The 25755-nt window shown below is 73.8% G+C and carries 18 protein-coding genes and 1 riboswitch; of the genes, 13 read left to right on the top strand and 5 right to left on the bottom strand.

Annotated features, from left to right (window positions below; genetic code table 11):
- Nucleotides 1-37 precede the first annotated feature (37 nt).
- Nucleotides 38-3067: a hypothetical protein gene (locus LO772_RS26445; RefSeq protein WP_231774533.1), complete on the top strand. Its 3030-nt coding sequence runs from the start codon at nucleotides 38-40 to the stop codon at nucleotides 3065-3067.
- A gap of 25 nt (nucleotides 3068-3092) precedes the next feature.
- On the opposite strand, the gene LO772_RS26450 is transcribed toward LO772_RS26445, so the two are convergent.
- On the bottom strand, nucleotides 3093-4862 hold the full coding sequence (locus LO772_RS26450; RefSeq protein ID WP_231774534.1) for a protein kinase domain-containing protein: 1770 nt from the start codon (nucleotides 4860-4862) through the stop codon (nucleotides 3093-3095).
- A gap of 183 nt (nucleotides 4863-5045) precedes the next feature.
- On the opposite strand from LO772_RS26450, the gene LO772_RS26455 reads away from it, so the two are divergent.
- Both LO772_RS26455 and LO772_RS26460 read left to right on the top strand, forming a co-directional pair.
- On the top strand, nucleotides 5046-5738 hold the full coding sequence (locus LO772_RS26455) for an HAD family hydrolase (protein WP_231774535.1): 693 nt from the start codon (nucleotides 5046-5048) through the stop codon (nucleotides 5736-5738).
- A 70-nt stretch (nucleotides 5739-5808) separates the two neighbouring features.
- Nucleotides 5809-6252, top strand: a complete 444-nt coding sequence (locus tag LO772_RS26460) for a YchJ family protein (protein WP_231774536.1) — start codon at nucleotides 5809-5811, stop codon at nucleotides 6250-6252.
- Between the two features lie 28 nt (nucleotides 6253-6280).
- Here LO772_RS26460 and LO772_RS26465 read toward each other — a convergent pair whose 3' ends face one another.
- Entirely contained in the window at nucleotides 6281-7918 is a 1638-nt protein-coding gene (locus tag LO772_RS26465; RefSeq protein WP_231774537.1) for an ABC-F family ATP-binding cassette domain-containing protein, read from the bottom strand.
- A gap of 102 nt (nucleotides 7919-8020) precedes the next feature.
- Entirely contained in the window at nucleotides 8021-8611 is a 591-nt protein-coding gene (locus LO772_RS26470; RefSeq protein WP_231774538.1) for a hypothetical protein, read from the bottom strand.
- 213 nt (nucleotides 8612-8824) lie between these two features.
- On the opposite strand from LO772_RS26470, the gene LO772_RS26475 reads away from it, so the two are divergent.
- From LO772_RS26475 to argG, 7 genes are all read left to right on the top strand, one after another.
- Nucleotides 8825-10039, top strand: a complete 1215-nt coding sequence (locus LO772_RS26475; RefSeq protein ID WP_231774539.1) for a sensor histidine kinase — start codon at nucleotides 8825-8827, stop codon at nucleotides 10037-10039.
- Between the two features lie 274 nt (nucleotides 10040-10313).
- Nucleotides 10314-11009 carry a response regulator gene (locus tag LO772_RS26480; RefSeq protein WP_269453094.1) on the top strand — a complete coding sequence of 232 codons (696 nt, stop codon included), beginning with the start codon at nucleotides 10314-10316 and terminating at the stop codon, nucleotides 11007-11009.
- 408 nt (nucleotides 11010-11417) lie between these two features.
- Nucleotides 11418-11504, top strand: a riboswitch (cobalamin riboswitch).
- Nucleotides 11505-11635: 131 nt separating this feature from the next.
- Nucleotides 11636-15262, top strand: coding sequence for a cobaltochelatase subunit CobN (gene cobN / locus LO772_RS26485; RefSeq protein WP_231779731.1), 3627 nt, complete (start codon nucleotides 11636-11638; stop codon nucleotides 15260-15262).
- Nucleotides 15255-15911, top strand: a complete 657-nt coding sequence (gene cbiT, locus LO772_RS26490; RefSeq protein ID WP_443089320.1) for a precorrin-6Y C5,15-methyltransferase (decarboxylating) subunit CbiT — start codon at nucleotides 15255-15257, stop codon at nucleotides 15909-15911. Before cobN ends, cbiT begins: the two co-directional genes overlap by 8 nt.
- Complete coding sequence (gene cobM, locus LO772_RS26495; RefSeq protein ID WP_231774540.1) at nucleotides 15908-16657, top strand: precorrin-4 C(11)-methyltransferase; 750 nt, start codon at nucleotides 15908-15910, stop codon at nucleotides 16655-16657. The genes cbiT and cobM overlap by 4 nt, the downstream gene beginning before the upstream one ends.
- A 103-nt stretch (nucleotides 16658-16760) precedes the next feature.
- Nucleotides 16761-17114, top strand: a complete 354-nt coding sequence (locus tag LO772_RS26500) for a DUF6247 family protein (protein WP_231774541.1) — start codon at nucleotides 16761-16763, stop codon at nucleotides 17112-17114.
- Nucleotides 17115-17517: 403 nt separating this feature from the next.
- Nucleotides 17518-18963, top strand: coding sequence for an argininosuccinate synthase (gene argG / locus LO772_RS26505; RefSeq protein ID WP_231774542.1), 1446 nt, complete (start codon nucleotides 17518-17520; stop codon nucleotides 18961-18963).
- A gap of 242 nt (nucleotides 18964-19205) precedes the next feature.
- Here the strand turns inward: argG and LO772_RS26510 are convergent, their stop codons facing one another.
- Nucleotides 19206-21287: a family 16 glycosylhydrolase gene (locus LO772_RS26510; protein WP_231774543.1), complete on the bottom strand. Its 2082-nt coding sequence runs from the start codon at nucleotides 21285-21287 to the stop codon at nucleotides 19206-19208.
- Nucleotides 21288-21803: 516 nt separating this feature from the next.
- Between LO772_RS26510 and LO772_RS26515 the strand changes: the two genes are divergently transcribed.
- Both LO772_RS26515 and LO772_RS26520 read left to right on the top strand, forming a co-directional pair.
- Complete coding sequence (locus LO772_RS26515) at nucleotides 21804-22385, top strand: TetR/AcrR family transcriptional regulator (RefSeq protein WP_231774544.1); 582 nt, start codon at nucleotides 21804-21806, stop codon at nucleotides 22383-22385.
- 88 nt (nucleotides 22386-22473) lie between these two features.
- Nucleotides 22474-23250, top strand: a complete 777-nt coding sequence (locus LO772_RS26520) for an SDR family oxidoreductase (RefSeq protein WP_231774545.1) — start codon at nucleotides 22474-22476, stop codon at nucleotides 23248-23250.
- A 437-nt stretch (nucleotides 23251-23687) separates the two neighbouring features.
- Here the strand turns inward: LO772_RS26520 and LO772_RS26525 are convergent, their stop codons facing one another.
- Entirely contained in the window at nucleotides 23688-24773 is a 1086-nt protein-coding gene (locus tag LO772_RS26525; RefSeq protein WP_231774546.1) for a cobalt-precorrin-5B (C(1))-methyltransferase, read from the bottom strand.
- 29 nt (nucleotides 24774-24802) lie between these two features.
- Here LO772_RS26525 and LO772_RS26530 point away from each other — a divergent pair, with 29 nt between their 5' ends.
- Nucleotides 24803-25597 (top strand): cobalt-precorrin-6A reductase, encoded by a 795-nt coding sequence (locus LO772_RS26530; protein ID WP_231774547.1) that lies wholly within the window; start codon nucleotides 24803-24805, stop codon nucleotides 25595-25597.
- Nucleotides 25598-25755: the final 158 nt, after the last annotated feature.

Here is a 25755-nt window from a genome sequence, read left to right on the forward strand (position 1 = left end):
CCGCGCCCGACGGCGATCACGAGGGAGAACAACCACTATGGGACGCCCGCCCGACTGGAGTGCCCTGCCGCCCGGCACCGACCCCACGCCCGGCGACCCCCTGCAGATCGACTCCCTGGGGCAGGCCTTCACGGCACTGGCGGGCCGCGCCGCGACGATCCACCAGCAGATCGACAGCATGCGCACCGACGGCGTGATCCAGGAGTGGGTCGGGTTCTCGGCCCAGGCCTACAAAGAGCACATCGACCCGGTGCCGCCCGACATCGCCAAACTCCGCGACTCGTACCAGACCGCGGGCGACGCGCTGATCGCCTACGCGACCGCGCTCACCACGGCGCAGGGCATCGCCGACCGGGCCCTGACCGCGGCGCAGACCGCGCGGTCCGACAAGACGAAGGCGGAAAGCGCCAAGACGACCGCCGACGCCTGGGTCACGCGCGCCACCACGCATCTGGACAAGCTCGAGAACCACCAGACCCACAACATCCCCGAGCCGACCCCCGCCGAACTGGCCGCCGCACGCCAGGACAAGAGCAACGCGATCGCGGCGCAGACCAGGGCCGGCACCGCCGTCACCGCGGCCACGAACGCCCTGAACGGCGCGATCACCAACCGCGCGACCGCCGTCTTGGACCGGGACACCGCCGCGACGGCCCTGGTCACGAAACTCCGGGACGCGTCGGACCAGGGCATGCAGAACCTCAACTGGTTCGAGCGCGCCGCCGACTGGTTCTACGACAACGTCGTGCCGTGGCTCAAGGTCGCCGTCGCGGTCCTCGGCGTCATCGCCCTCTTCGTCAGCGGCCCCCTCGGCTGGATCGTCTTCGCGCTCGCCGCGGTCGTGCTGGTCTCCACCGTCGTGCAATACGCGCGCGGCAAGGCCGGGTTGGGGGACGTCTTCATGGCCTTGCTGGACGTCCTCCCGGGCATGAAGAACCTGACCCTGCTGGCCAAGAACGCCAAGTGGGTCACCAAGGCCGCGAGCGGGCTCACCACGGCCGGCCGCGCGGTGCGGTCGAGCAAGGCCGCGTTCGCCGTCAAACCCGTTGCCTGGGCGGGCCGTACGACCAAGAACGCGGTCTCCGCGTTCGGCAGGAACGGCAAGGTCATGCGCGGCTACAACGGCAAGTGGGCGACCGCGCCCACCACGCGGGCCGGCAAGGTCAAGGTCGCCGCGACGAAGTACGGCATGCAGTACGCCACCAACGTCGGCGCGAAGTACGCCACCACGCTCTCCGCGAACTACCTCAACGGCAAGGAGGTCCGCCTCTGGGACCCCGCGGCGTTCGTCAACGCCGCGGCCGGGGCGGTGGTCAGCGTGGGCGGCAAGGGCGTCGGCGACAAGATCAAGAACCGCCTGGCGACCGGCCGGTGGAAGTCCACCGAGCCGGGCAGGAACGGAACACCGCGCAACGCCGAGAACCCCGACCGCAAGGGCACCGAGCGGCCGGCGAGCCGGCGGACCGAGGAACGGCACCGCGACCAGGAGCGGATCCACCGCGACGCCGAGACCCGCCACGACAACCAGGCCGCCGACAGCAGGAACAACGCCCGGACCCACGAACAGCACGCCGACTCCGCGAACAACCGCGCCCAGGGCCACGAGCAGAACGCCCAGCAGCACCGCTCCGAGGCGGAGACCCACCGGCAGGACGCGAAGACGGCCACCGACGAGGCCTCGGCCGCGAACCACCGCGCCGACCAGCACGAGGCGCAGCGCGCGGAGCACCAGCGGACCGCCGACGAGCACCGCGGCGCCGAACAGACCCACCGCGACGCGGCCGACACGCACACCAAGGACGCCGACCGCCACGACGCGACGGCCCAGAACCGTACCGCGGACGCCGACCGCCACGCGCAGACCGCGCACGACCGGGGCCAGGACGCCCAGACCCACCGCGACACCGCGGCCGGCCACCGCGACGACGCCCAGACGCACCGCGACACCGCCGACCGGCACCACGACCGCGCCGACGCCCACGACGCCAAGGCCCGCGAACACGACGCCCGAGCCGACCGCGACCCCGCGAACGCGCAGCAGCACCGCGACGCGGCGGCGCACGAGCGTGACGCCGCGGTCCACGAGCGCTCCCAGGCCGACACGCACACCGCCAAGGCCGACGACGCGGACGTACGGGCCAGGGACGCCGACACCCGGGCCACGAAGGCCGACGACGACGTCAGGACCGCCCGCGACGCCGAGACCCAGGCCCGCGAGGACGCCCGGCAGGCCCGGGACGACGCGCGGACCTCACGGGACGGGGCCGCGACCGAGACGGCCCACGCCGACCAGGCCAGGAACGACGCCGACACCGCGCAGGCCAAGGCCGACGACGCGCGGACCGCCCGCGACACCGCCAGGACCGAGGCCGCGCACGCGGAGACCGCCGCGACCAAGGCGGACGACGCCGCCACGCAGTCGGCCGCGAAGGCCGACAAGGCCGACGAGGACGCGGCCGTCGCCCGCAAGGAGGCGCAGGACTCCCGGGACGCCCAGCGGACCGCCGAACGCGACGCGGAACGCTCCGAAGCCCGCCGCGACGACGCCGCGGCCCGCGCCGAGGGCCACAAGAACCGCGCCGACGGCAAGGACGCCGACGGCGGCCTGCGCTACCAGAAGCCGTACCACCGCCTGCTCGACACCACCGCCGACACCGTCAGCTTCCGCCGCCACTGGTACACCGGCGGCCTCAACAGCATGCTGTCGAGCATGGTCGGCAAGACCGCCGAGAACGTCTACCTCATGAACGCGCAGAACACCCCCATGACGGCGGGGTCGTTCGCGATGAGCGTCGGGATGAGCGGCGCCGGCGGGTTCGCCGGCGGCGCGATGCAACAGGTCGCCACCAAATGGCAGGTGCACAACCCGGCGTTCACCGGCCCGGGCCTGCACAACCAACCCGGCGACCACATGTTCCAACTGAGGCCCGACAAGCCGGGCTGGCAGTACGAGCGGACGATCGAGATCGCCACGAAGCGCGTCGGCAAGCTCATGCCGGAGGCGAACATCCTCGCGCGGGACCTCTGGACCAACGCGACCGACTGGCCGCTCAGCCCGACCCCGTAGGCCTCCGCGGCGCGCGGCGGCGACGTCAGCCGCGCGCCGCCTGCGCCTGCCGGGCCGGATCGGCGTCGGCGGCGGTCGTCGGGAACGGCTGCGGCGCCGGGGCGGTGGCGTTCGCGGTGGCGGACCCCGCGGTCCCGCCCGGCACCGCGGTGGCCGCGCCCGGCATCCCGCCGGTGGCGGGCGTGCCGTCCGCGCCGCCCCGCGGGACCGCCGACGTACCCGAACTCCCCGGCCGCGCCGAGGGGGTGCCGCTCGGCTGGGCCGGGCAGACCTGCTCGGCCGGGGCCAGGCCCAGCGCGTTGTCGGGGAGGCGTACCAGGGTGGTGACGGTGTAGCAGATCGGGGGAGCCGGGGCACTCGTGCGCGGGAGGGTGAACACCACGTTCGACTCGCGGGACGACGTGTCCCGGCGGTCCACCGCCGCGCCCCGCGGGTTCTGGGCGAGGACGAGGTAGCCCGCGACCTGGGCCTGCGCCGCGGCGTCCGACGGCGGCTGCCACGCCACTTGCACACTGTCCCCGAAGGCCGCGGTCGTGACGTCCCGCGGGGCGTACTGCGCGCCCTGAGACGGCGTCAACAACCGTGCGGGACCGCCCGGTCCGCCCGCGGGCGCGGACGCACTCGGCGAACTCCCGGCCTCCGGCGCCTTCTTCCCGCCACCGTGGTCCATGCGGACGATGGCGAACGCTCCGCCGGCGAACAACACCGCGCCCGCGACGGCCATCGTGACCAGCCAGCGCCGCCGGCGCCGCTGACGTGCGTCGTGGTCCGGGTCGTCCTCCTCGTCCTCGTACGGCTCTTCGGGCGGATCGGGCTGCGCCAGCGGGTCCGGCTCGGCCGGCTCCGGGAGCAGGTCCGGGACCCGGTCGGCCAAGGGCGTGGGCACCAACGCGCGGAGCGCGCCGTGGACTTCCGCGATCGACGGCCGGTCGGCGGGGTTCGCCGCGACCATGCGCCGCAGCAGCGCGGCCAGCGCCGGAGGCACCGGCGCCCCGCCCGTCGCCACCCGCTCTCCCGCCAATGCCCGGTACGCGAACGCGACGTCGTCGGGCGGCGGGCCGAGTACCGCCGGGGTCAACCCGGCGGCGGGCTCACCCGGCAGCACGAGCGGCGCACCCGAGCCCTCGGGCCCGCCGTCGCCCGCGGCGCCCGGACCGCGGAGCAGCGCGGACATCGTGGCCCCGAGCATCGCCACGTCGCACGCCGGCCCGGGCGGCTCCCACCCGGCCAACTCCCGGGGCGCGAAAGCGGGATCGTGCGCGCGTCGGACGGCGGGGTCGGCCCGCTCGACCGCGCGGGCGACGCCGTGCCCGGTGAGGTGGACCTCGCCGTCCGCGCCGCGCACCAGCGCGCCGGGGCGGACGTCGAGATGCAGCACCCCCCGGCGGTGCGCGGCACGCAGCGACAGCGCGGCCCGGATCCCCGCGAGCACCACCTCGCCGACCGGCACCGGCGCGTCGGCGGGGAACGCGCCTCCCGGGTACCAGTCCGTCACCAGGCAGCAGGTGCCGTCCTCGGTGCCGACGACGTCGCGGACCCGCGCGGTGCACGGATGCCGTGCGGCAGCCGCGGCGGCCAGCAACTCGGTGTGGAAGCGGGCCCGTTCGTCCGCGGCGGCGGGGCGGGGCCGCAACACGACGACGACCGCCTCGCGGCCGTCGCGGGCGGTCTCCCGGCACAGCAGCGTCGTGCCGTACACGCCCGAGCCCAGCACGCGGACCGGCTCGAAGCCGTCGGGAGGCCGGACCGCGAGGGGGTCGGGAGGAGAGCCCGCGGTGACCTCTGATCCCCGCACGTGCGCTCCACCCCCGCGAATCCGTCCACCCGACCGGGTAATCCACCCATCCCGGGGTGACCGCGTGGTGAACGCCGCACGGCACCGGGGCGACGATCGGGAGCCGGAAAACCGCGTGCACGCCGGCCGAGAGCCCCGTAGCGTGCGGGCGGATCCGTCTCCTCGACAGCCAGGGGCCCGCCGGTGCACCAGCGTCTCAGCATCTTCGTCGACGCCGACGACACGTTGTGGGAGAACAACATCCTCTTCGAGCGCGTCATCGACGACTATCTCGACTGGCTGGCCCACCCGGTCCTCACCCGCACCGAGATCCGCGCGATGCTGGACGACATCGAGCGCGCCAACGCGGTCACCCACGGCTACGGCAGCAAGGCGTTCCTGCACAGCCTCGCCGAGTGCGTCGCCCGACTGCGCGAACGCCCGGTCACCGACGACGAGGTCGACCGCATCGCCCTCCTCGCGGCGCCGCTCATCGACCGGGGCCACGTCGAGCTGATCCCCGGCGTCGCCGAAACCCTCGGCGTGCTCGCCGCCCGGCACGATCTGCGGCTGCTGACCAAGGGCGACACCGACGAGCAGCGGGCCAAGATCGACGCCTCGGGCCTGGCCGGGCACTTCCGCAGCGTCCACATCGTGCCCGAGAAGGACGTCGGCACCTACGCGGGCCTGCTCGACGAGTTCCGCATCGCTCCGGCGGCGACGTGGATGGTCGGCAACTCCCCGAAGTCGGACATCCTCCCCGCCCGCCGGGCCGGGATGCGCGCGGTGTTCATCCCGCACACGCACACCTGGGTGCTGGAGCACGACGAGGTCGACGCGTCCGACGCGGGCGTGCTGCACCTGGCCGCGTTCACCGACCTGCTGCACCACTTCTGAGCCCGCCCGCGCGCCGCACGACCGGCACCGCCTCCGGGCCGGACCCGGTCGGCCGCGAGCGGGCGCGATAATGGCGCGCATGTCGCGACGCAAGGCCGCCCGGCCGCCACAGCGCCCCCCGCGGTCCGCCGCCGACGCCGCGGGTCCGTGCCCGTGCGGGGCGGGGGACGCGTACGGCGCGTGCTGCGGGCGCCTCCACCGCGGCGAGGCCGCCGCCCCCACCGCCGAGCGCCTGATGCGGTCGCGGTACGCGGCGTTCGCGACCGGTGACGCCGCCTACCTGCTGGCCACCTGGCACCCCGACACGCGCCCGGCACGGCTCGACCTGGACCCGCGCACCCGCTGGACGGGGCTCGACGTGCTGTCCACCACCGACGGAGGCGTGTTCCACCAGGACGGGACCGTCGCCTTCCGCGCGCACTACCGCGAAGGCGGCCGGGACGGGGTGCTGGCCGAGCACAGCACGTTCACCCGCGTCGACGGCCTGTGGGTGTACGTCGCGGCGGTGGGCTGACGGCCCGGGCGGTGCGCGGCCCCGCGGCTCACCGGTCGGTGACGCGCCCCTCCGCGACCGTGATCCGCCGGTTCGTCGCGACCGCGTCCAGCATCCGCCGGTCGTGCGTGACCAGCAGCAGCGTGCCGTTGTACGACGCCAGCGCGGACTCCAGCTGTTCGATCGCCGGCAGGTCGAGGTGGTTGGTCGGCTCGTCGAGCACCAGCAGGTTGACGCCGCGGGCCTGGAGCAGCGCCAGTGCCGCGCGCGTGCGTTCGCCCGGGGACAGCGTCGCCGCCGAGCGCAGCACGTGGTCGGCCTTCAGCCCGAACTTCGCCAGCAGGGTGCGCACATCGCCGGGGACCAGATCGGGCACCGCCGCGCCGAACGCGCCCAGCAGCGTGTCGTCGCCGTGGAAGAGCCCGCGAGCCTGGTCGATCTCGCCGACCACCACACCGGGCCCGAGCGCGGCCTGCCCCGCGTCGAGCGCGACCCGGCCGAGCAGCGCGCCCAGCAGCGTCGTCTTCCCCGATCCGTTCGGACCGGTGATGGCGACGCGGTCGCCCCAGTCGACCTGGAGGTCGGCCGGGCCGAACGTGAAGTCGCCGCGCCGCACGACCGCCCCGCGCAGGGTCGCGACGACCGCCCCGGAGCGCGGTGCCGCGGCGATCTCCATACGCAGCTCCCACTCCTTGCGGGGCTCGTCGACGACGTCGAGGCGTTCGATCATGCGCTCGGTCTGGCGGGCCTTCGCGGCCTGCTTCTCGCTCGCCTCGGAGCGGAACTTGCGGCCGATCTTGTCGTTGTCGGTGGCCTTGCGCCGGGCGTTTTTGACGCCTTTGTCCATCCACGAGCGCTGCGTGCGCCCGCGCTCCTCGAGGGCGGCCTTCGTCTCGGCGTACTCCTCGTACTCCTCGCGGGCGTGCCGGCGGGCCACCTCGCGCTCGTTCAGGTAAGCCTCGTAGCCGCCCCCGTACGCGCGGACCTGCTGCTGCGCGAGGTCCAGCTCCACGACGCGGTTGACCGTCCGGGCGAGGAATTCGCGGTCGTGGCTGATGACGATCGTCCCGGCGCGCAGCCCGGTGACGAACCTCTCCAGGCGGTCGAGGCCGTCGAGGTCGAGGTCGTTGGTCGGCTCGTCGAGCAGGAACAGGTCGTAGCGGCTCAGCAGCAGCGAGGCCAGCCCCGCGCGGGCGGCCTGGCCGCCGGACAGCGACGCCATCGGCTGGTCGAGACCGACGGTCAGCCCCAGGTCGGCGGCCACCGCGTCGGCGCGTTCCTCCAGGTCGGCGCCGCCGAGGCCGAGCCAGCGCTCCAACGCGACCGCGTAGTCGTCGTCGGCGCCCGCCCGCCCGTCGACCAAGCCCTCCGTGGCGGTGTCGAGAGCGGCCTGCGCGGCGGTGACGCCGGTCCGGCGGCCCAGGAAGGCGCGAACCGTCTCGCCCGCCCGCCGCTCGGGCTCCTGCGGCAGGTGCCCGACCGTCGCGGTCGGCGGGCTCAGCCGGATCGCCCCGGAGTCGGGCGCCTCGATCCCGGCGAGCAGGCGCAGCAGCGTGGACTTGCCCGCGCCGTTCGCGCCGACCAGGCCGACGACGTCGCCCGGGGCGACCACGAGGTCGAGTGCGGAGAACAGGACGCGGTCCCCGTGCCCGGCGGCCAGGTCCTTGACGACGATCGTGGCGCTCATAGGACCGGGATGGTACCGGGGCCCCGGGCCATGCCCGCCCGCACCGGGGCCGGGCGGGAGCCGGGGACGAAAGCCGCCGCGTCCGCGGCTCCCGGCCGCGGGCTATCCGCGGGTGTTCAGGTACTTCTCCACCCGCGGATCCCGGCGCGCGCCCGTGTCCGCCGACGGTTTCTTGGGCCACAGGGTGTAGGTGAGCGCGATGAGCGCGTTGATCCCGACGATCACCCCCATACGCCCCTGCCACGCGGACAACTGCCCGGTGCGCGACGCGTCGTCCACCCCCAGGATCGCCGCCTGGAGCAGGCCCGCGGCGATACCGCCGGCCACCGCGGTCATTCCGGCGATCCGCCACTCGTGCGCGGCGCGGGCCGCTCCGTACTTCGGCGGCTTCACCGGCGGCGGGCCACCCGCGAAGCGGTGCGCGAAACGGACGTCGGCCCAGCGCACGAGATAGTGGCCGTACGCGACGGAGAAGCCGATGTACGCCGCCGACAGGCCGTGCCGGAAGCCCGCGGTCGCGCCGTCGCGCAGGTCGATCACCGTGGCGACGAGCAGGACGACGTCCACGAGTGGCACCGCGACCAGCAGCGCGGTGCTCGTGCGGCGCAGGCGGAAGATGTAGCGGGCGGTCAGGGCGAGGCCGAGGACCACCCAGAACGCGACCTCGCACGCGATGATCAGGCCGATCAGCATGACGCCTCCCTCGGTGTGCGGGACCTGGTGCGGCCCGAGTCTCCAGGCTCCCGGCTCGCGGCCCGCGAAGCGTCGTCGGCGCCGACGATCGTCCGCTGCATACTTCGATGTACGCCGCCGCCGCACGGACACGACCTCGCGGGGACGGCCCGGCGCGGTCGTCCGTGGTGCGATGGACACCGACGCTGAGACGACCGGCACGAAAGGCGGGGCATGGCACGCGGACGCCCGCACCGGCACGACGTCATGATCGCCGCGGCCGGGCTGGTCAGCGGCATCGTGCTGCTGCTCGTGGGCGTCATCGCCGACTACACGGGGCTGCCCCTCGCGTGGACGCTGGTGCCGCTCACCGCCATGACGGTCGCCGAGGTGCTGCGGAGGGCCGCGCAGAAGACCGCACTCGTCATCGCGTTCGCGGCGCTGATCGCCGACCAGTTCCTGGGATCCAACATCGCCACGATCGTGATGTTCACCGACGTGGTCTACGCCGCGACGCTGTACGGGCCCGTCCGCCAGGCCCGCCGGCTCGCGTCTGTCTCCGTCTTCGCGACCGTCGTCGCGGCGGTCGCGGGCGTGGGTCTCGCGCGCGACGCCAAGGGGCTCATCGTCGGCGTCTTCGCGGGCCTGGTGACCCTCATGCCGTGGTGGACCGGCTGGACGATCCGCACCCACCGCGACGAGGCCGCGGCCGAGCGGCTGCGTGCCGAACAGACCGCGCTGCTGGCCGAGTTGGACCGGCGATCCGCGGTGGAACAGGAACGCGCGCGCATGGCACGCGAGTTGCACGACGTGGTGGCGAACCACCTGTCGGCGATCGCGATCCACTCGACCGCCGCGATGTCCGTCGCGAAAGGCGACCCCGAGGCCACGGCGCGGGCACTGGCGGTGATCCGGGAGAGCAGCGTGCAAGGGCTCGCCGAGATGCGCCGCCTGATCGGGCTGCTGCGCGGTACGGGCGGCGGTGGCGGCGGCGAGGCGGCGCCCGGCGACCGCGAGGGCGCCGAGGCCGCGGTGCCGCGCCTGGACTCGCTGGACGCCCTGGTCGCCCGGGCCTCGCGCAGCGGCGCCGACAACGGGCTGCGCTGCACGTTGGACGACCGCAGGCCGGGCGGCGAGCAGGTCCCGGCGCCCGTCGAGCTGGCGGCGTTCCGGATCGTGCAGGAGTCCCTGACCAACGCGCTCAAACACGCCGCGCCGGGCACGGTGACCGTACGCCTGGAGAGTTCGGCGACCGCGTTGCTGGTCGGTGTGGAGAGCCCGTACGCTCCTGCCCCCGGCGGGCCGCGCGCCCCCGGCGCCGGTGCCGGTCTGGTCGGCATGCGCGAGCGCGCCTCGCTGCTGGGCGGGACGTTCGCCGCCGGGCCGTCGCCGGGGGAGGGCATGTGGCGGGTACGAGCGGAGCTGCCGCTGTGCGACGCGGAGGGATGACGTGGCGACGCGGGCGCCCGGGGGTGCGGGGCGTGCGGCGCGACGCGTCCGGCAGCCCGACGCGGGGGCGCGAGACCCGGCGGGGCCCACCCATCCCGACCCATCCCGACCACCTGCCCGGGCTTCCCGTGTCCCGGGCACCGCCGCGACCCGGCTGATCCCGGGGACACCGGGCTCGCCGCCCCGGTTTGCCCCGCCCCGGCCGAGCCACCCCGTGACCGGCACCGCACAACACCGCCGACCCGATGAGAACCCGACGACAAGGGAGACACCTGTGGCCACCGACACTCCCGCGATCCGCGTCGTCGTCGCGGAGGACCAGGCCGCGGTACGCGCCGGGCTCGTCATGATCCTCGGCGCGGCGCCGGGCCTGGAGGTCGTCGGCGAGGCCGCGGACGGCGAGGAGGCGATCCGGCTCGCGCGCGAACTGCGGCCCGACGTCGTGCTGATGGACGTCCAGATGCCGCGCCTGGACGGCGTCTCCGCGACCCGCGCGGTGGTGCGCGAACAACTCGCGGACGTGCTCGTGCTCACCACGTTCGATCTCGACGAATACGTCTTCGGCGCCCTGCGGGCCGGTGCCGCGGGGTTCCTGCTCAAGGACTCCGACGCGGAGACGCTGACCGACGCCGTGCGGCTGGTCGCGCGCGGCGAGGGCATCATCGCCCCGGCGGTCACCCGTCGCCTGATCGCCGCGTTCGCGAGCCGGCCCGCGACGGCGTCCGGCCGCCCGCGGCCCGATGTGCTCACGGCCGTCGGATCGCTCACGCCGCGCGAGCGCGAAGTGCTCGTGTGCCTCGGACACGGCATGTCCAACCAGAAGATCGCCGAGAACCTGGCGATGGCCGAGGCCACGACGAAAACGCATGTCAGCCGGATCCTCCCCAAACTCGGCGTCCGCAGCCGCGCGCAAGCGGCGGTGCTGGCACACGAATTGGGACTGGTCGACGGGCACGACACCGAGCACTGACCCGAGCCGGGCCGCCGACGGCGGTGGTGGCGGCCCGGGCGCTTCCGGGCCACCGCCTCGGGGCGAAGCGGCGAGGCTTTCGTCAAGGAGCCTCGCGGTCCTCGTGACAGCGTGCGACGCGCGGTTCCGTCGGCCCCGCGACGCGCCATGCCCCGCTCGGACACCGCCGCCCGGCCGCCGCCCCGCGCCGCCCCGCTGCCGCCGCGCCGACCGACCGTCGTCGCGGCCCCGCACCCAGCGCCCACGCGTCCGGTCGCGGCTGCGTCGTGCGCCGCGGGTCGCCGCTGTCGGCCCGTCGGCCCGGCGACGTCGCGAACGCCACACCTCGCCCCCGTCACTTGCCCCGCGTCGCCGCGCTGCGCGAAGCTGTCCCCGCACCGGCCACCGTCGGTGCGGGGAGGGCGTGGCCAGGAACCCGGTGTGAGTCCGGGGCGGTCCCGCCACTGTGACCGAGCGTGACGCCCGCGAGGGCGGCACGTCGGAAGTCAGGAACTGCGCGTCCGCCCCGTTGTCCGATGGGGCGAGGACCCCGGAGAGGCGCGCAACGTGACGACGCCGTCGTGCTCGCGGCCACCTGCCACCACCAGCGCGTGGGTGCCCGCGCCCGGTCGCCCGGGGGTGGCCCGGTGATCCTGCTGCTCTCCACCTCCGACACCGATCTGCTCAGTGCCCGGGCCAGTGCGGGCGATTGGCGGCTCGCCAACCCCGCCCGGACGTCCGTCGACGACCTGCCGGAACTCCTCGACGGCACCGACCTGGTCGTCGTCCGCCTCCTCGGCGGGCGCCGAGCGTGGGAGGAAGGCCTCGACGCCCTTCTCGCCGGGCCGCGCCCGGTCGTGGTCGTCTCCGGCGAACAGTCCGCCGACGCCGCGCTCATGGAACTGGCCACCGTGCCCGCCGGCGTCGCCGCGCAGGCGCACGCGTACCTCGCGCAGGGCGGTGCGGAAAACCTCACGCACCTCCACCAGTTCCTCTCCGACACGCTGCTGCTCACCGGACACGGCTTCGACCCGCCCGTCGAGGTGCCCGCGTGGGGCCGGCTCGACCGGGCCACCCGGAACCCCGGTGCTCCCGGAGTCGGCGTGCTCTACTACCGCGCCCACCACCTCGCCGGGAACACCGCGTTCGTCTCCGTGCTGTGCGACGCCATCGAGGACGCGGGCGGCCGGGCCGTCCCCATCTGGTGCGCCTCGCTGCGCGGCGCCGAGCCGTCGTTGTTCGACGCGCTCGCCGAGGTCGATGCGCTGCTGGTGACCGTGCTCGCGGCAGGCGGCGCGCGTCCCGCCGAAGTGTCCGCGGGCGGCGACGACGAGGCGTGGGACGTCGGCGCGCTCGCCGAACTCGACATCACCGTTCTCCAGGCCCTCAGCCTCACCACCGGTCGCGCCGAATGGGAGGCGGGCGACACCGGCCTGTCGCCGATGGACGCCGCCACGCAGGTCGCGGTGCCGGAGTTCGACGGCCGCCTCATCACGGTGCCGTTCTCGTTCAAGGAGACCGGCGCCGACGGGCTCACGCATTACGAGGCCGACCCCGAACGGGCCGCGCGCGTCGCGGGTATCGCGGTGCGGCACGCCCAACTGCGCCGCGTCCCGGCGGCCGAGCGCCGCGTCGGCGTCGTGCTGTCGGCGTACCCGACCAAGCACGCCCGCGTCGGCAACGCCGTCGGGCTCGACACGCCCGCCAGCGCCGTCGCGCTGCTGCGCGCGATGCGCGAGGCCGGGTACGACGTCGGCCCGATCGACGGCCCCGACGCGCTGCCCGGCCTCGAACCGGCCGACGGAGACGCGCTCATCCACGCTCTGATCGCCGCGGGCGGCCAGGACCCCGAGTGGCTGACCGAGGCCCAGCTCGAAGGCAACCCCGTGCGCATCAGCGCGGCCGAATACCGCGAGCGGTACGCCCGGCTGCCCGTCGGCCTGCGCGCCAACATCGAGGAGCACTGGGGCCCGCCGCCCGGCGAGTTGTACGTCGACCACTCCCGCGACCCCGACGGCGAGATCGTGCTGGCCGCGCTGCGCGCCGGCAACATCGTCATGATCATCCAGCCGCCGCGCGGCTTCGGCGAGAACCCCGTCGCGATCTACCACGACCCCGACCTGCCGCCCAGCCACCACTACCTCGCGGCGTACTGGTGGCTCGACGCGGCCCGCGCCGACGGCGGTTTCGGTGCGAACGCGCTGGTCCACCTCGGCAAGCACGGCACGCTGGAGTGGCTGCCGGGCAAGAACCTCGGCCTGTCCGCGGAGTGCGGCCCCGACGCCGTGCTCGGCGACCTGCCGCTCATCTACCCGTTCCTCGTCAACGACCCCGGTGAGGGCGCGCAGGCCAAGCGGCGCGCACACGCCGTCATCGTGGACCACCTGGTGCCGCCGATGGCCCGCGCCGAGACCTACGGCGATCTCACCCGCCTCGAACAACTCCTCGACGAATACGCCAACGTCTCGGCGCTCGACCCCGCCAAGGCCCCCGCCGTGCAGGCGCAGATCTGGACGCTCGTCCAGGCCGCCCGGCTCGACCACGACCTCGGCATCGACGACCGGCCGCACGAGGCCGAGTTCGACGACTTCCTGCTGCACCTGGACGGCTGGCTCTGCGAGGTCAAGGACGCGCAGATCCGCGAGGGCCTGCACATCCTCGGCACGGCACCCTCCGGCGAGGGCCGCGTCAACCTGGTCACCGCGATGCTGAGGGCCCGCCAGGTGTGGGGTGGCCGGACCGCCGCGCTGCCCGGCCTGCGCGAAGCCCTCGGCCTCGTCGAGGGCGGCACCGCGGGGCGGCGCGAGACCGACGACGCCGAAGGCCGCGCCCACGCCCTCGTCGCGGCGATGGAGGAGCGCGGCTGGGACGCGGCCGCCGCCCCCGCCGTGTGCGAGGAAGTCCTGGGCGCCCCGGCCCCCGAGGTCGCCGAGGTGCTGGCGTTCGCGGCCACCGAGATCGTGCCGCGCCTGGACCGCACCGGCGACGAGATCGGCGCCGTCCTGCACGCCCTCGACGGCGGCTATGTTCCCGCCGGGCCCTCCGGGTCGCCGCTGCGCGGTCTGGTCAACGTGCTCCCCACCGGGCGCAACTTCTACACCGTCGACCCCAAGGCGGTGCCCAGCCGCCTCGCGTGGGAGACCGGCCAGGCGCTGGCCGACTCCCTCCTCGCCAAATACCGTGCCGACACCGGGGAATGGCCGCGCTCGGTGGGGCTGTCGGTGTGGGGGACCAGCGCGATGCGCACCAGCGGCGACGACGTCGGCGAGGTGCTGGCGCTGCTCGGCGTCCGACCCGTCTGGGACGACGCGTCGCGCCGCGTGACCGGCCTCGAACCCGTGCCGCTCGCCGAACTCGGGCGCCCGCGCGTGGATGTGACGGTCCGTATCTCCGGATTCTTCCGCGACGCGTTCCCGCACGTCGTGCTGCTCCTCGACGACGCCGTGCGGCTCGCCGCCGGGTTGGACGAGCCGGACGAGCGGAACTTCGTCCGCGCCCACGTGCGTGCGGACGTTGCCACGCACGGCGACGAACGCCGGGCCACGACACGCGTGTTCGGCTCGCGTCCCGGCGCGTACGGGGCGGGCCTGCTGCCGCTCATCGACGCGCGCACCTGGCGCGACGACGCGGACCTCGCCGAGGTCTACGCGACATGGGGCGGTTACGCCTACGGGCGGGGCCTGGACGGGGTGTTCGCGCGCGAGGACATGGAGGGCGCGTACCGCCGCATCGCCGTCGCCGCGAAGAACACCGACACCCGCGAGCACGACATCGCCGACTCCGACGACTACTTCCAGTACCACGGCGGCATGGTCGCCGCCGTGCGCTCTCTGACCGGCTCCGCGCCCGCCGCCTACATCGGCGACTCGACGATGCCCGACGCGGTCCGCACCCGGACGCTCGCACAGGAGACCGCCCGGGTCTTCCGCGCGCGCGTCGTCAACCCCCGCTGGATCGAGGCGATGCGCCGCCACGGCTACAAGGGCGCGTTCGAACTCGCGGCCACCGTCGACTACTTGTTCGGCTACGACGCGACCACCGGTGTCGTGCACGACTGGATGTACGAGAAGCTCGCCGCCGAGTATGTGCTCGACCCCGCCAACCGCGACTTCATGCGCACCTCCAACCCGTGGGCGCTGCGCGGTATCGCGGAACGGCTCCTGGAGGCGGCCGACCGCGGGCTGTGGGAGAAGCCCGACGCGGCGACGCTGGACGGACTGCGCGAGGCGTACCTCGAAGTCGAAGGCGACCTCGAAGGCGGCGAGGATGTCTGACCGGCCGACCTCGGGCGCCCCCGGGGCGCCCGGCGGCCGGACCACCGGGCCGGCCTCGGCGGTCACGGTGCCGGGCCTGCCCGACGAGGCCTACGAGCACGACGGGCAACTGACCAAACGGGAGACCCGGGCGGTCACCCTCGCCGCCCTCGCGCCGCGACCCGGCGAACTCCTGTGGGACATCGGCGCGGGGAGCGGCAGCATCGGCATCGAATGGTCCCGGTCGCACGCGACGTGCGGCGCCGTCGCCGTCGAGACCGACCCGGAGCGGGCCGCCCGCATCGGGGCCAACGCGAAGGCGCTCGGCACCCCCGGCCTGCGGGTGGTGGTCGGCCGGGCACCGGACGTGCTCGAGCGGCTCGCCGAAACGGCCGCCCCCGACGCGGTGTTCGTCGGCGGCGGGCTCACCGTCCCCGGAGTCGTCGAACGCTGCTGGGCCGCACTGCGCCCCGGCGGCCGACTGGTCGCGAACGCGGTCACCGCCGAGACCGAGGCCGAGATCGTCCGCCACCGCGCGGCGCTTGGCGGCGAATTGACGCGGATTCAGATCAGCCGGTCGACTCCCGTGGGACGGTTCACGGGCTGGCGCGCGCTGATGCCGGTGACCCAGTGGGTCGCGGTCAAGAACGGGACGGGGACGGGCGCGTGACCGTGCACTTCGTGGGGGCGGGCCCCGGCGCCGCCGACCTCATCACCGTGCGCGGCCTGCGGCTCGTGCGGTCCGCGGCCGTGTGCCTCTACGCGGGCGCCATCGTCCCGCGCGAACTCCTCGACGACGCACCGGCGGACGCGCGGCTGGTCGACACCGCGAACCTCACGCTCGACGAGATCGTCGCCGAGATCGAGACCGCGCACCGCCGGGGAGAGGACGTCGTACGCCTCCACTCCGGCGACACGTCCTTCTACAGCGCCATCGGCGAACAGATGCGCCGCCTCGACGCGTTGGGCATCGACTACGACATCACCCCCGGCGTCCCGGCGTTCGCCGCCGCCGCGGCGGCACTCGGCCGCGAACTGACCCTGCCCGGCGTCGGCCAGACGGTCGTCCTGACCCGCGTCTCCACCAACTCGACCGCGATGCCGCCGGGCGAGGACCTCGCCACACTCGGGCGGTCGCGGGCCCTCCTGGTCCTGCACCTGGCGGTTCGCGAAACCGCCCGCATCGTCGACGAACTGACGCCGCACTACGGCCCGGACTGCCCGATCGCCGTCGTGGCCCGCGCCTCGCGCCCCGACGAACTGGTCGCCCGAGGCCGCCTCGCCGACCTGACCGAACTGGTCCGCGACAACGGCGTCAAGGCCGTCGCGGTCATCATGATCGGCCACGTCCTCGGCGACGCCCCCGGCGCCTGCGAAAGCCACCTGTACTCACCCACGCGCGTGCGGGATCGGTAGGCGTCGGAGGATCGTGCCCCCGTACCTCTGACGCGGACGGCGGCCCGAACGGCAATACTGGTGGCCCGTCATTCCGCACGGTGGAGCGTGAAGGAGAGCCACGGTGACCGCGCAGCCACACCGCTCGCAACCGATCATTCCGCGCCCGGAGCGTACGCCCCGCGCCCTGCGGCTGGCCCTTGCCGGAGTCGCGCCTCACAGGATCCAGGCGTTCGAGGAGCAGAAGGACCAGGCTCTCGCCATGGCCGCGGAGAGCGGTTCCATCACGCCGGTCCGGGCTTTTCTGCTGGCATGGGCCACAACGGTGGAAATCGAGCGCGATCCGGACACCGCGCGGCGCTTTCACGCGGCCGAGCACGCCGCCCACGTCTTGGACAAGGATCACGCCGACTGGCACCGCGCGATGCGCGAGATCACGACCATCCTGGACGAGGCGCAGAAAGCCGTGGAGTCCTAGACCGGCCGCACTCGTTCGCGCGTGGCCGTACGATTACGCACCGTGTCATGGAAGTTCGAGTATGTTCCCGACAAAGACAGCCGAATCGTTGGCCTCCCGGCCGAGTTCGTGCGATCGGTGGAGGTGCGAGCCGCCTAACTCGTGCGTGCGGCCGAGGTTCGATACCTGGACGGGACGTTGTTCGAAGGCGTGTCCGAGGGCTCCCAGGATCTGCTGGTGGCCGGCGGCATGTTTCGTTACCTGGTCCTCCCCCGTCATGAGTGCGTCTACATCGTGCAGGTGACGTATCTGGGCGGCCTTTCGTCCTGACGTCGGCTGCGGGCCCGGCGGCCTGTCAGGGCGGCTCAGGGGCCGTCGCACATGGGCGTTTGCATGCTCATTCTCGGCGATGCATAATTATCCAATGTCCAAGGTTCTCACCTCACTGCCCGTCGGCGAGCGCGTCGGCATCGCCTTCTCCGGCGGCCTCGACACCTCGGTCGCGGTCGCGTGGATGCGCGACAAGGGCGCCGTTCCGTGCACCTACACCGCCGACATCGGCCAGTACGACGAGCCTGACATCGCGTCGGTGCCCGGCCGGGCCAAGACGTACGGCGCCGAGATCGCGCGCCTGGTCGACTGCCGCGCGGCCCTGGTCGAGGAGGGCTTGGCGGCGTTGGCCTGCGGGGCCTTTCACATCCGCTCGGGCGGGCGGTCCTATTTCAACACGACCCCGCTGGGCCGCGCCGTCACCGGCACCCTGCTGGTCCGCGCCATGCTGGAGGACGACGTCCAGATCTGGGGCGACGGCTCGACCTTCAAGGGCAACGACATCGAGCGGTTCTACCGGTACGGCCTGCTGGCCAACCCGCAGCTGCGCATCTACAAGCCCTGGCTCGACGCCGACTTCGTCACCGAGTTGGGCGGGCGCAAGGAGATGTCGGAGTGGCTGCTCGCCCACGGCCTGCCCTACCGGGACAGCACCGAGAAGGCGTACTCCACCGACGCCAACATCTGGGGCGCCACCCACGAGGCCAAGACCCTGGAGCACCTCGACACCGGTGTCGAGACCGTGGACCCCATCATGGGCGTGCGGTTCTGGGACGCGTCGGTCGAGATCGCCGCCGAGGACGTGACGATCGGCTTCGACCAGGGTCGGCCGGTGACGATCAACGGCAAGGAGTTCGGTTCCGCGGTCGACCTCGTGATCGAGGCGAACGCCATCGGCGGTCGGCACGGCATGGGGATGTCGGACCAGATCGAGAACCGGATCATCGAGGCCAAGAGCCGCGGTATCTACGAGGCGCCCGGCATGGCGCTGCTGCACGCGGCGTACGAGCGGCTGGTCAACGCGATCCACAACGAGGACACCCTCGCGCAGTACCACATCGAGGGCCGGCGCCTCGGGCGGCTGATGTACGAGGGCCGCTGGCTCGACCCGCAGGCGCTGATGGTCCGCGAGTCGCTGCAGCGCTGGGTCGGGTCGGCCGTGACCGGCGAGGTCACCTTGCGGCTGCGGCGCGGTGAGGACTACTCGATCCTCGACACCAGCGGTCCGGCGTTCAGCTACCACCCCGACAAGCTGTCGATGGAGCGCACAGAGGACTCGGCGTTCGGCCCGGTGGACCGGATCGGCCAGCTGACCATGCGCAACCTCGACATCGCCGACTCGCGCGCCAAGCTGGAGCAGTACGCGCAACTCGGTCTGATCGGCACGGCCAACCCCGCCATCGGTGCGGCCCAGGCCGCGGCCACCGGTCTGATCGGCACGATGCCCGAGGGCGGCGCCGAGGCCATCGCGTCCCGCGGCGAGGCTCCGGACGACGAAGAGCTGCTGGACCGCGCGGCGATGGAGCTCGGCACGGACTGACCCCGGCGACCCCCGGCCCGACGGGAAGGCGTCGGGACGAGGCGCCGCGTCGGTCACCCGGGTTGTCCACGCCCGGGACGGCGTGGCGGCGAGGGCCGACAGCGCGTGCCCTCGACGGCGCGGCGACGAGGGCGGCAGCGCGGTGTCAGGGCCGCGGAAGCCGGTGATGGCCGTGGCCGAGGGCCCGCGTCACCGGCTTCCTTGCTTTCACCCGCGCGCGCCTCCGTGCGGGCCGCTCCCGGTCACTTCGTGGTCCACGGGTTGCCGAGCCACGGGTTGGGGCCGACGGCCGGCGTCTCGCGGCGGCGGGTCAGGACGTAGAGCGCGGTCCCCGCGAGGACCATCACGGCGGAGACCCCGGCGACCACCGGCAGCCGCGAGCTGGTGCCGGTCGCGGCGAGGTTCCCGGGGACATCCGACGAGGTGTCGACCGGAGGTGCGGTGTCGACGGGCGCCACGCCGCCGCCGACGTCGGCCGGGGTGGTCGGGGTGTCGGTGGCGACGGGAGTGGCCGACGGCGACGCGGACGCGCTGGGAGACGCGGTGTCGGTCGCGGAAGCCGAGGGCGAGGCGGACGGGGACTCCGACGGGGAACCGGACGCACTGGGCGATGCCGACTCCGACGGGGAGGCCGAGGCCGGGGGCGACGCCGATTCCGACGGCGGGGCCGTGCTCGTGGGCGGAGCCGACGCGGTCGGCGTCGTACCGCCCGGGGTCGAGCACTTCGCCGTGGCCCCGTTCCATGCCGCGATGAGATTGGCCGGGTAGGGGGCGTCCGGGTAGTGCGGCAGGGGGTTCTTCTCGCTCGTGCCGTCGAACTTCCGGCCGTTGCCGTACAGATCGATTTGCGCGAAGCAGTCCGGGCTGTGGTCGGCGATGTCGAGCCTCGCGCTGGTCTTCTTGGCGTCGAGTGTGACGGTGTCCCAGCCGAGGAACTTCTGGGTTCCCGACGTCGCCCAGGTGGCGCCCTCGGTCTGGTAGACGGCCAGCGACACCTTGTAGCCGCAGCCCTTCTTCTTCGTCGCATCGGCCAAGCGGACGTCGAGGGAGTTGGGGAGGCTGTCGAGCCGGCCGTTGGTGGACCACGTCGCGCCGCCGTCGACCGAGTACTCGATGTTCGCGTTCGGGCAGGTGGCGCCGGGGGACGTCGTCGTCGGCGGCGAGCCGGTTCCGCTGGGTTTGCCGCTCGGTTTGCCGCTGGGCTTCGTCGTCTTCGTACTCGGCTTAGCGGAGGTCGCGCCCGTCGACGGGCTCTTGGCGGTCGCGTTGCCGGACGTGGACGCCGTCGGCGGTGCGGCGGCGTCACCGTCGTCCGTCGCCGAGTACACGCGCACGTAGTCGACGGTCATCTGCGTCGGCGCGGGACCGTCCGGGTTCGCCTGGTTGGCGGGCCGCCAACTCCCGCTGTCGATCGCGACGTTGAGCAGCAGATAGAACGGCTGGTCGAACTTCCAGCCGTCGGCGCGCTCCTTGAGGACGTCGGCTTTGGTGGTCGTGAAGGAGACCTCGCCGTCCACCGAGAACGCCATGCGGTCGGGGTACCAGTCGACGGCGAACACGTGGAAGTCGTCGCCGAACTTCGTGCCGTCGGGCAGGTCGAAGCCGCCGCCGACACCGGTCTTCGCGTAGTCGTCCACCTGGTCGGAGGAGTGCGTCGTCCCGCTGATGTGGCCGGGTTCGGCGCCCGCGTTCTCGAAGACGTCGATCTCGCCGCGCTGCGGCCAGCCGCCGTCGTCGCCCATGGCCCAGAACGACGGCCACGCCCCGACCCCCTCGGCGACCTTCACCCGCGCCTCGAACCGGCCGCCCTGCTGCGAGAACTTCCCCTTGGTCTTGAGCCGTGCGGAGGTGAACTGGCAGGTTCCCGGGCCCAGTTGCCGTGACTCGGCGTTCACCAGCGTGACCGGGCACTGCAACGCGTCGTCGTTATTGAGCCGCGGCCGGATGTAGAGGTTGCCGTCGCCGTCCAGCCCGGAGTTCTCGCGCGAGTCCGTGTACGTCTGGAGCTCTTGGTTGCCCCAGCCGTCGGTGGTGCCGTCGTCGCCCTTCGCCCCCAGGTCGTGGACCCATTTCGACGCGTCGGGCGCGCTTCCGGCGGCTCCGTCGAACTCGTCCGACCAGGTCAGCGTCCACGCCTGGTCCTCGGCCTGCGCCTGAAGCGCGGTCGGTGCCCCGATGACGGTCGGTGCCAGGGCGAGAGCGCCGGCGATCGTCAGGCCCGCCGCGGCGACGGCGGCGACGCGGCGTCGCCCCGAGTGCCGGGTGCCCTGCAGGTATCCGCGGGGTTTCGAGAAGAGCGCCACGGGGCCCCCGTGTCCGGTCATGGCGGTGCCGCCCTCTGTGCCCGCCTCTTCAGAAAACACATCATCGTCACGCGGCGGAGGCTGTCTATCCGCTGCCGGTTTCGCCCCGGAATGCGATGGACGGTACGCGCGGCCGAAGGACGCATCGCGCGGAAACCCGGGGGCCGCCCCGGTCCGGACCGGGGCGGCCGATCCGCCGGACGGACGCCCAACTTGCCGTCGCCGCAGACGTTTTGCGCCTCCTGAAACCACGCGGCCGGTGCTCGCGCGGGGCCGCCGTCTCGCCCGGGCGTTGAAGGCCGAGCCCCGCGGACTGCCGCGATCCGCGGCCCGCGCCCCTCGCCGGCAACGGCATCGGCGTGGTCGGCAACCGCACCGGGCTCGGTTCCGCGCCGACGCCGCACCCGGTTACCCGCGTGCGGCGGCGTCGGCACGGCGTCGGGGAAAACACCCACCCCGTGAGCCGGGACTCGCGGTCTCGGACCAAGGGCGGCGCATACTTGAGCCAGAGTTCAAAAATCGGCTACGCTGCCGGGTATGGCACGCGGCAAGGCGTTCGATCCGGACCGGGCGGTCGGCCAGGCGATGGCGGTCTTCTGGTCCAACAGGTATGCCCACACCACGCCCCGGAACCTCACCGACGCGCTCGGCATCGGCGCGGGCAGCCTCTACAACGCGTTCACCAGCAAGCACGCGTTGTTCGAACGAGCGCTGCGCCGCTACTTCGAGGAGGAGACCGGTCGGCTCATCGCGCTGCTGGAGGACCCGGGCCTCCCGGTCCGCGAGCGGCTGCGGGAGGCGCTTTGCCTGGTCGCCGATGCCGCGCGTGAGGATGTGCTGCGCCGCGGCTGCATGATCACCAACACCATCGTGGAGTTCTCGGGGCGGGACGAAGAGATCGAGCGCCTGGTGCGCCGTTTCCTGGACCGTCAGGAGGCGGCGTTCCGCGACGCGTTGGAGGAGGGCAAGCGGTCCGGCGAGATAGGCGCCGAGTGCGACGCGGATCGCGTCGCCGCGTTCTTCCTCGCCACGACAAACGGGATCCGGGTGCTGGCGCAGGCCGATCCGGACGCGAAGCGGCTCGACGGCCTCGTCGACGTGGCGTTGACCGTGGTCTGACCCGGTCAACGCGGTGGTGTCGGTTGCCCCTGTGGGGGCCTTGTTTTTCGTCGTTTTTTTGTAATCACAGCTCAAGAAAGAGAGTCCCATGGATCTGGAACTGAAAGGCCGCCGGGCGGTGGTCACGGGTGCGAGCAAGGGCATCGGCCTCGCGGTGGTCCGCGCGCTGGCCGCCGAGGGGGTCCACGTGGTCGGTGCCGCCCGGACGATCGGCGAACTGGCCCGGGTGGACGGGGCGGTGACCCCGGTCGCCGTCGACCTGGCCACACCGGAGGGTGCCGCGGTGCTGGCCGAGCGGGCGGGGGAGGTGGACATCCTGGTCAACAACCTGGGCGGGGTGACGGGCACCAGCATGCGCGCGGCCGGTTTCGTCGACATCGACGACGCGGCGTGGCGGGAGACGTATGAAATCAACCTGTTCGCCACGGTCCGCGTCACCCGGCTCCTGCTTCCCGCGCTGCTGCGCGCCCGGGGGACCGTGGTGAACGTGTCGTCCATCGGCGCGCGGGCGGCGTTCCCGCCGGTGGACTACGGCACGGCCAAGGCCGCGCTGACCAATCTCACGAAGGCACTCGCGGAGGAGTTCGGACCGCTGGGCCTGCGAGCGCTCACCGTCAGCCCGGGGCCCACCCGGACGCGGAACTTCGCCGACACGGACGGTTATGCGGGCCGCCTCGCGCACGCCGCGGGGGAGGACCTGGCGGAGTTCGTCGCGCGGGTTCCGCAGCGCATGGGGATAACCACCGGCCGACTCACCGAACCCGAGGAGACCGCCGCCCTGATCACGTTCCTGGCCTCACCACGCGCCGGAAACCTGACGGGCGCCGACTACCTGGCGGGCGGAGGCGTCATCAAGACGGTGTGACGACGCGGTCGCTGCCGACGGCATACGCCGTCACCGGCAACGCATCGGGCGGCGCGTCCGCGGCGGCGGGAGCGGCCCGCCACAGGACGGCCGCCGCGAGGTCGCGCTGACGGCGATGATGCGCAACGGACGTTCCCTCACCGGCACATCGGGCGGCCCCGGCGTGGTCCCTCCGCATCGAGACGACCTCGGCCCGTGGGCGGTTTCCGCCGACAGCGGTGCCGTCCCAGAGCCGGTCGGCGGGGGCGGGCGGAGGACAGGCGGGTCGGAGGCACGGCCGGGAGGGCACCCGCTCCCGCGGCGCTCCCGCGACCCGACGCGGCGCACACGGTCGGAAGAGCGCCCGGCGCTCTCGCGATCAACACCGACAGCGCGGGAAAACGGGTTCGCCCGCGTGCCGTACGTCCTCCCGTGCTGATCGGACCGGCCGCCTCGCGTCAAGCGCGGCCGACGATCGTGCCGGTGCGGTTGATGGCGATGACGTCGACGTCGATGGGGACGGAGGAGCCGGCCAGGATCGACCGGGTGGTCGCGCGGGCGGCCTCGGCGACCGCCGGGCCCAGGGGCAGTCCCGCCGCCTGCGAGATCTGGAGGGCGTGCAGGGCGGTGTTCGCCTCGCGGATCTCCGCGACCAGCGGGGCGGGCGCGCCCAGGGCCTCGGCGCGTCCGGCCAGCGACGCGAAGTCGACCTGGGACCGGGCCGAGTGCAAGTCCAGGTGCCCGTCCGCGAGTTTCGAGAGTTTGGCGAAGCCGCCCGCGATCGTCAGACGCGGAACGGGGTGGCGGCGCAGGTATTTGAGGAGGGCCCCGGCGAAGTCCCCCATGTCCAGGAGTGCCGTGCCCGACAGGCCGTGGACCTCCGCGGCGACCCGTTCGGACGTCGTTCCGGTCGCACCGACGACGTGCGTGTCGCCCGCCGCGCGCGCGACGTCGACGCCCCGGCGGATCGAGTCGATCCAGGCCGAGCAGGAGTACGGGATCACGATCCCCGTCGTGCCCAGGATCGACAGCCCGCCGAGGATGCCCAGGCGCGGGTTCCACGTCTGACGGGCGATCACCTCGCCGTTGTCGACGGAGATTTCGATGTCCACGTCACCGGTCGCCCCGTGCGCCGCGGCGAGCGCCTCGACGTGTTCGCGCATCATGCGGCGCGGGACCGGGTTGATCGCGGGCTCGCCGACGTCGAGGGGCAGGCCGGGGAGGGTGACCGTGCCGACGCCGGGGCCCGCGCGGAACGTCACCCCCGTTCCGGGGGCCGCGGGCCGGACCGTCGCGCGGACGAGGGCGCCGTGGGTGACGTCGGGGTCGTCGCCCGCGTCCTTGACGACCCCGGCCATCGCCGACCCGGCGGTGCGTTCCTCGACGGCCAGGGCGAACGCGGGCGCTTCGCCGCCGGGCAGGGTGATGGTCACCGGGTCGGGGAACTCGCCGGTGAGCAGCGCCTGGTAGGCCGCGGTCGTCGCGGCCGTCGCACACGCCCCGGTCGTCCAGCCCCGGCGCAGCGGCCCGGCGGGCCGGGTCACCGGTCCGCCCCGTGCGCCCGGGTGGTGGGATGGGGGCGGCGAGAGAGCGGGAGGGCGCGGTGGAGAGCGGACGGCGGTTGGTGTTGGTGCTGGGCGGTACGTCCGACGCCAGGGCGGTGGCGGAGCTGCTCGACGGCGCCGAGGGCGTGCGCGTCCTGTCGTCGCTGGCCGGGCGTACGAAGGCTCCCGTGCGTCCGGTCGGCGAGTCGCGGGTCGGCGGTTTCGGTGGCGTGGAGGGTCTGACCGCGTGGCTGCGCGAGAACCGGGCGGCGGCGGTGGTCGACGCGACGCACCCCTTCGCGGCCCGGATTTCCGCGAACGCGGTGGCGGCGTGCGCGGCGGTCGGGGTCCCGCTCCTGCGCCTGCAGCGGCCGGGCTGGACCGCCCGGGACGGTGACGACTGGCGCCGGGTCGCGTCGGCGCACGAGGCGGCGGCCGTGCTGCCGGGGATCGGGCGGCGCGTGTTCCTGACGACGGGCCGCTTGGAGACTGCTCCGTATGCCCGCCTCGACGACCTGTGGTTTCTGCTCCGCAGCGTCGAGGCACCCGACGGGGATGTGCCGCGCAACCTCGAACTGCTCCTCGACCGCGGCCCGTTCGCCTTCGACGACGAGGTGGGCCTGCTGCGCCGGCACCGCATCGACGTCCTGGTGACGAAGGACAGCGGGGGCACCCAGACCGCCGCGAAGCTCGACGCCGCACGCGAACTGGGCGTACCGGTCGTGATGATCTCCCGGCCCGCCGTGGCCGCGCCCGAGAGCGTCGCGTCGGCGGCGGAGGCGGCGGAGTGGGTGCGCGGCACCTGCGGTACGGTCCGGGGCTAGGCCGGAGCCGGCGCGCGGGCGGGCCACGCGATCCGCGGTCATCCGCGCCGAACCGCCCGGGCGCGCCGCCGTTGTTTTCCTCAGACGTGCGACGTCCGTGCCTCGCGGACCCGTGCGCGGGAACGCCGCGCGGGCAGGGCGGGCGCACGTCGCGAAGT

The organism is Yinghuangia sp. ASG 101 (assembly GCF_021165735.1).
In the GTDB taxonomy this organism is placed as follows: domain Bacteria; phylum Actinomycetota; class Actinomycetes; order Streptomycetales; family Streptomycetaceae; genus Yinghuangia.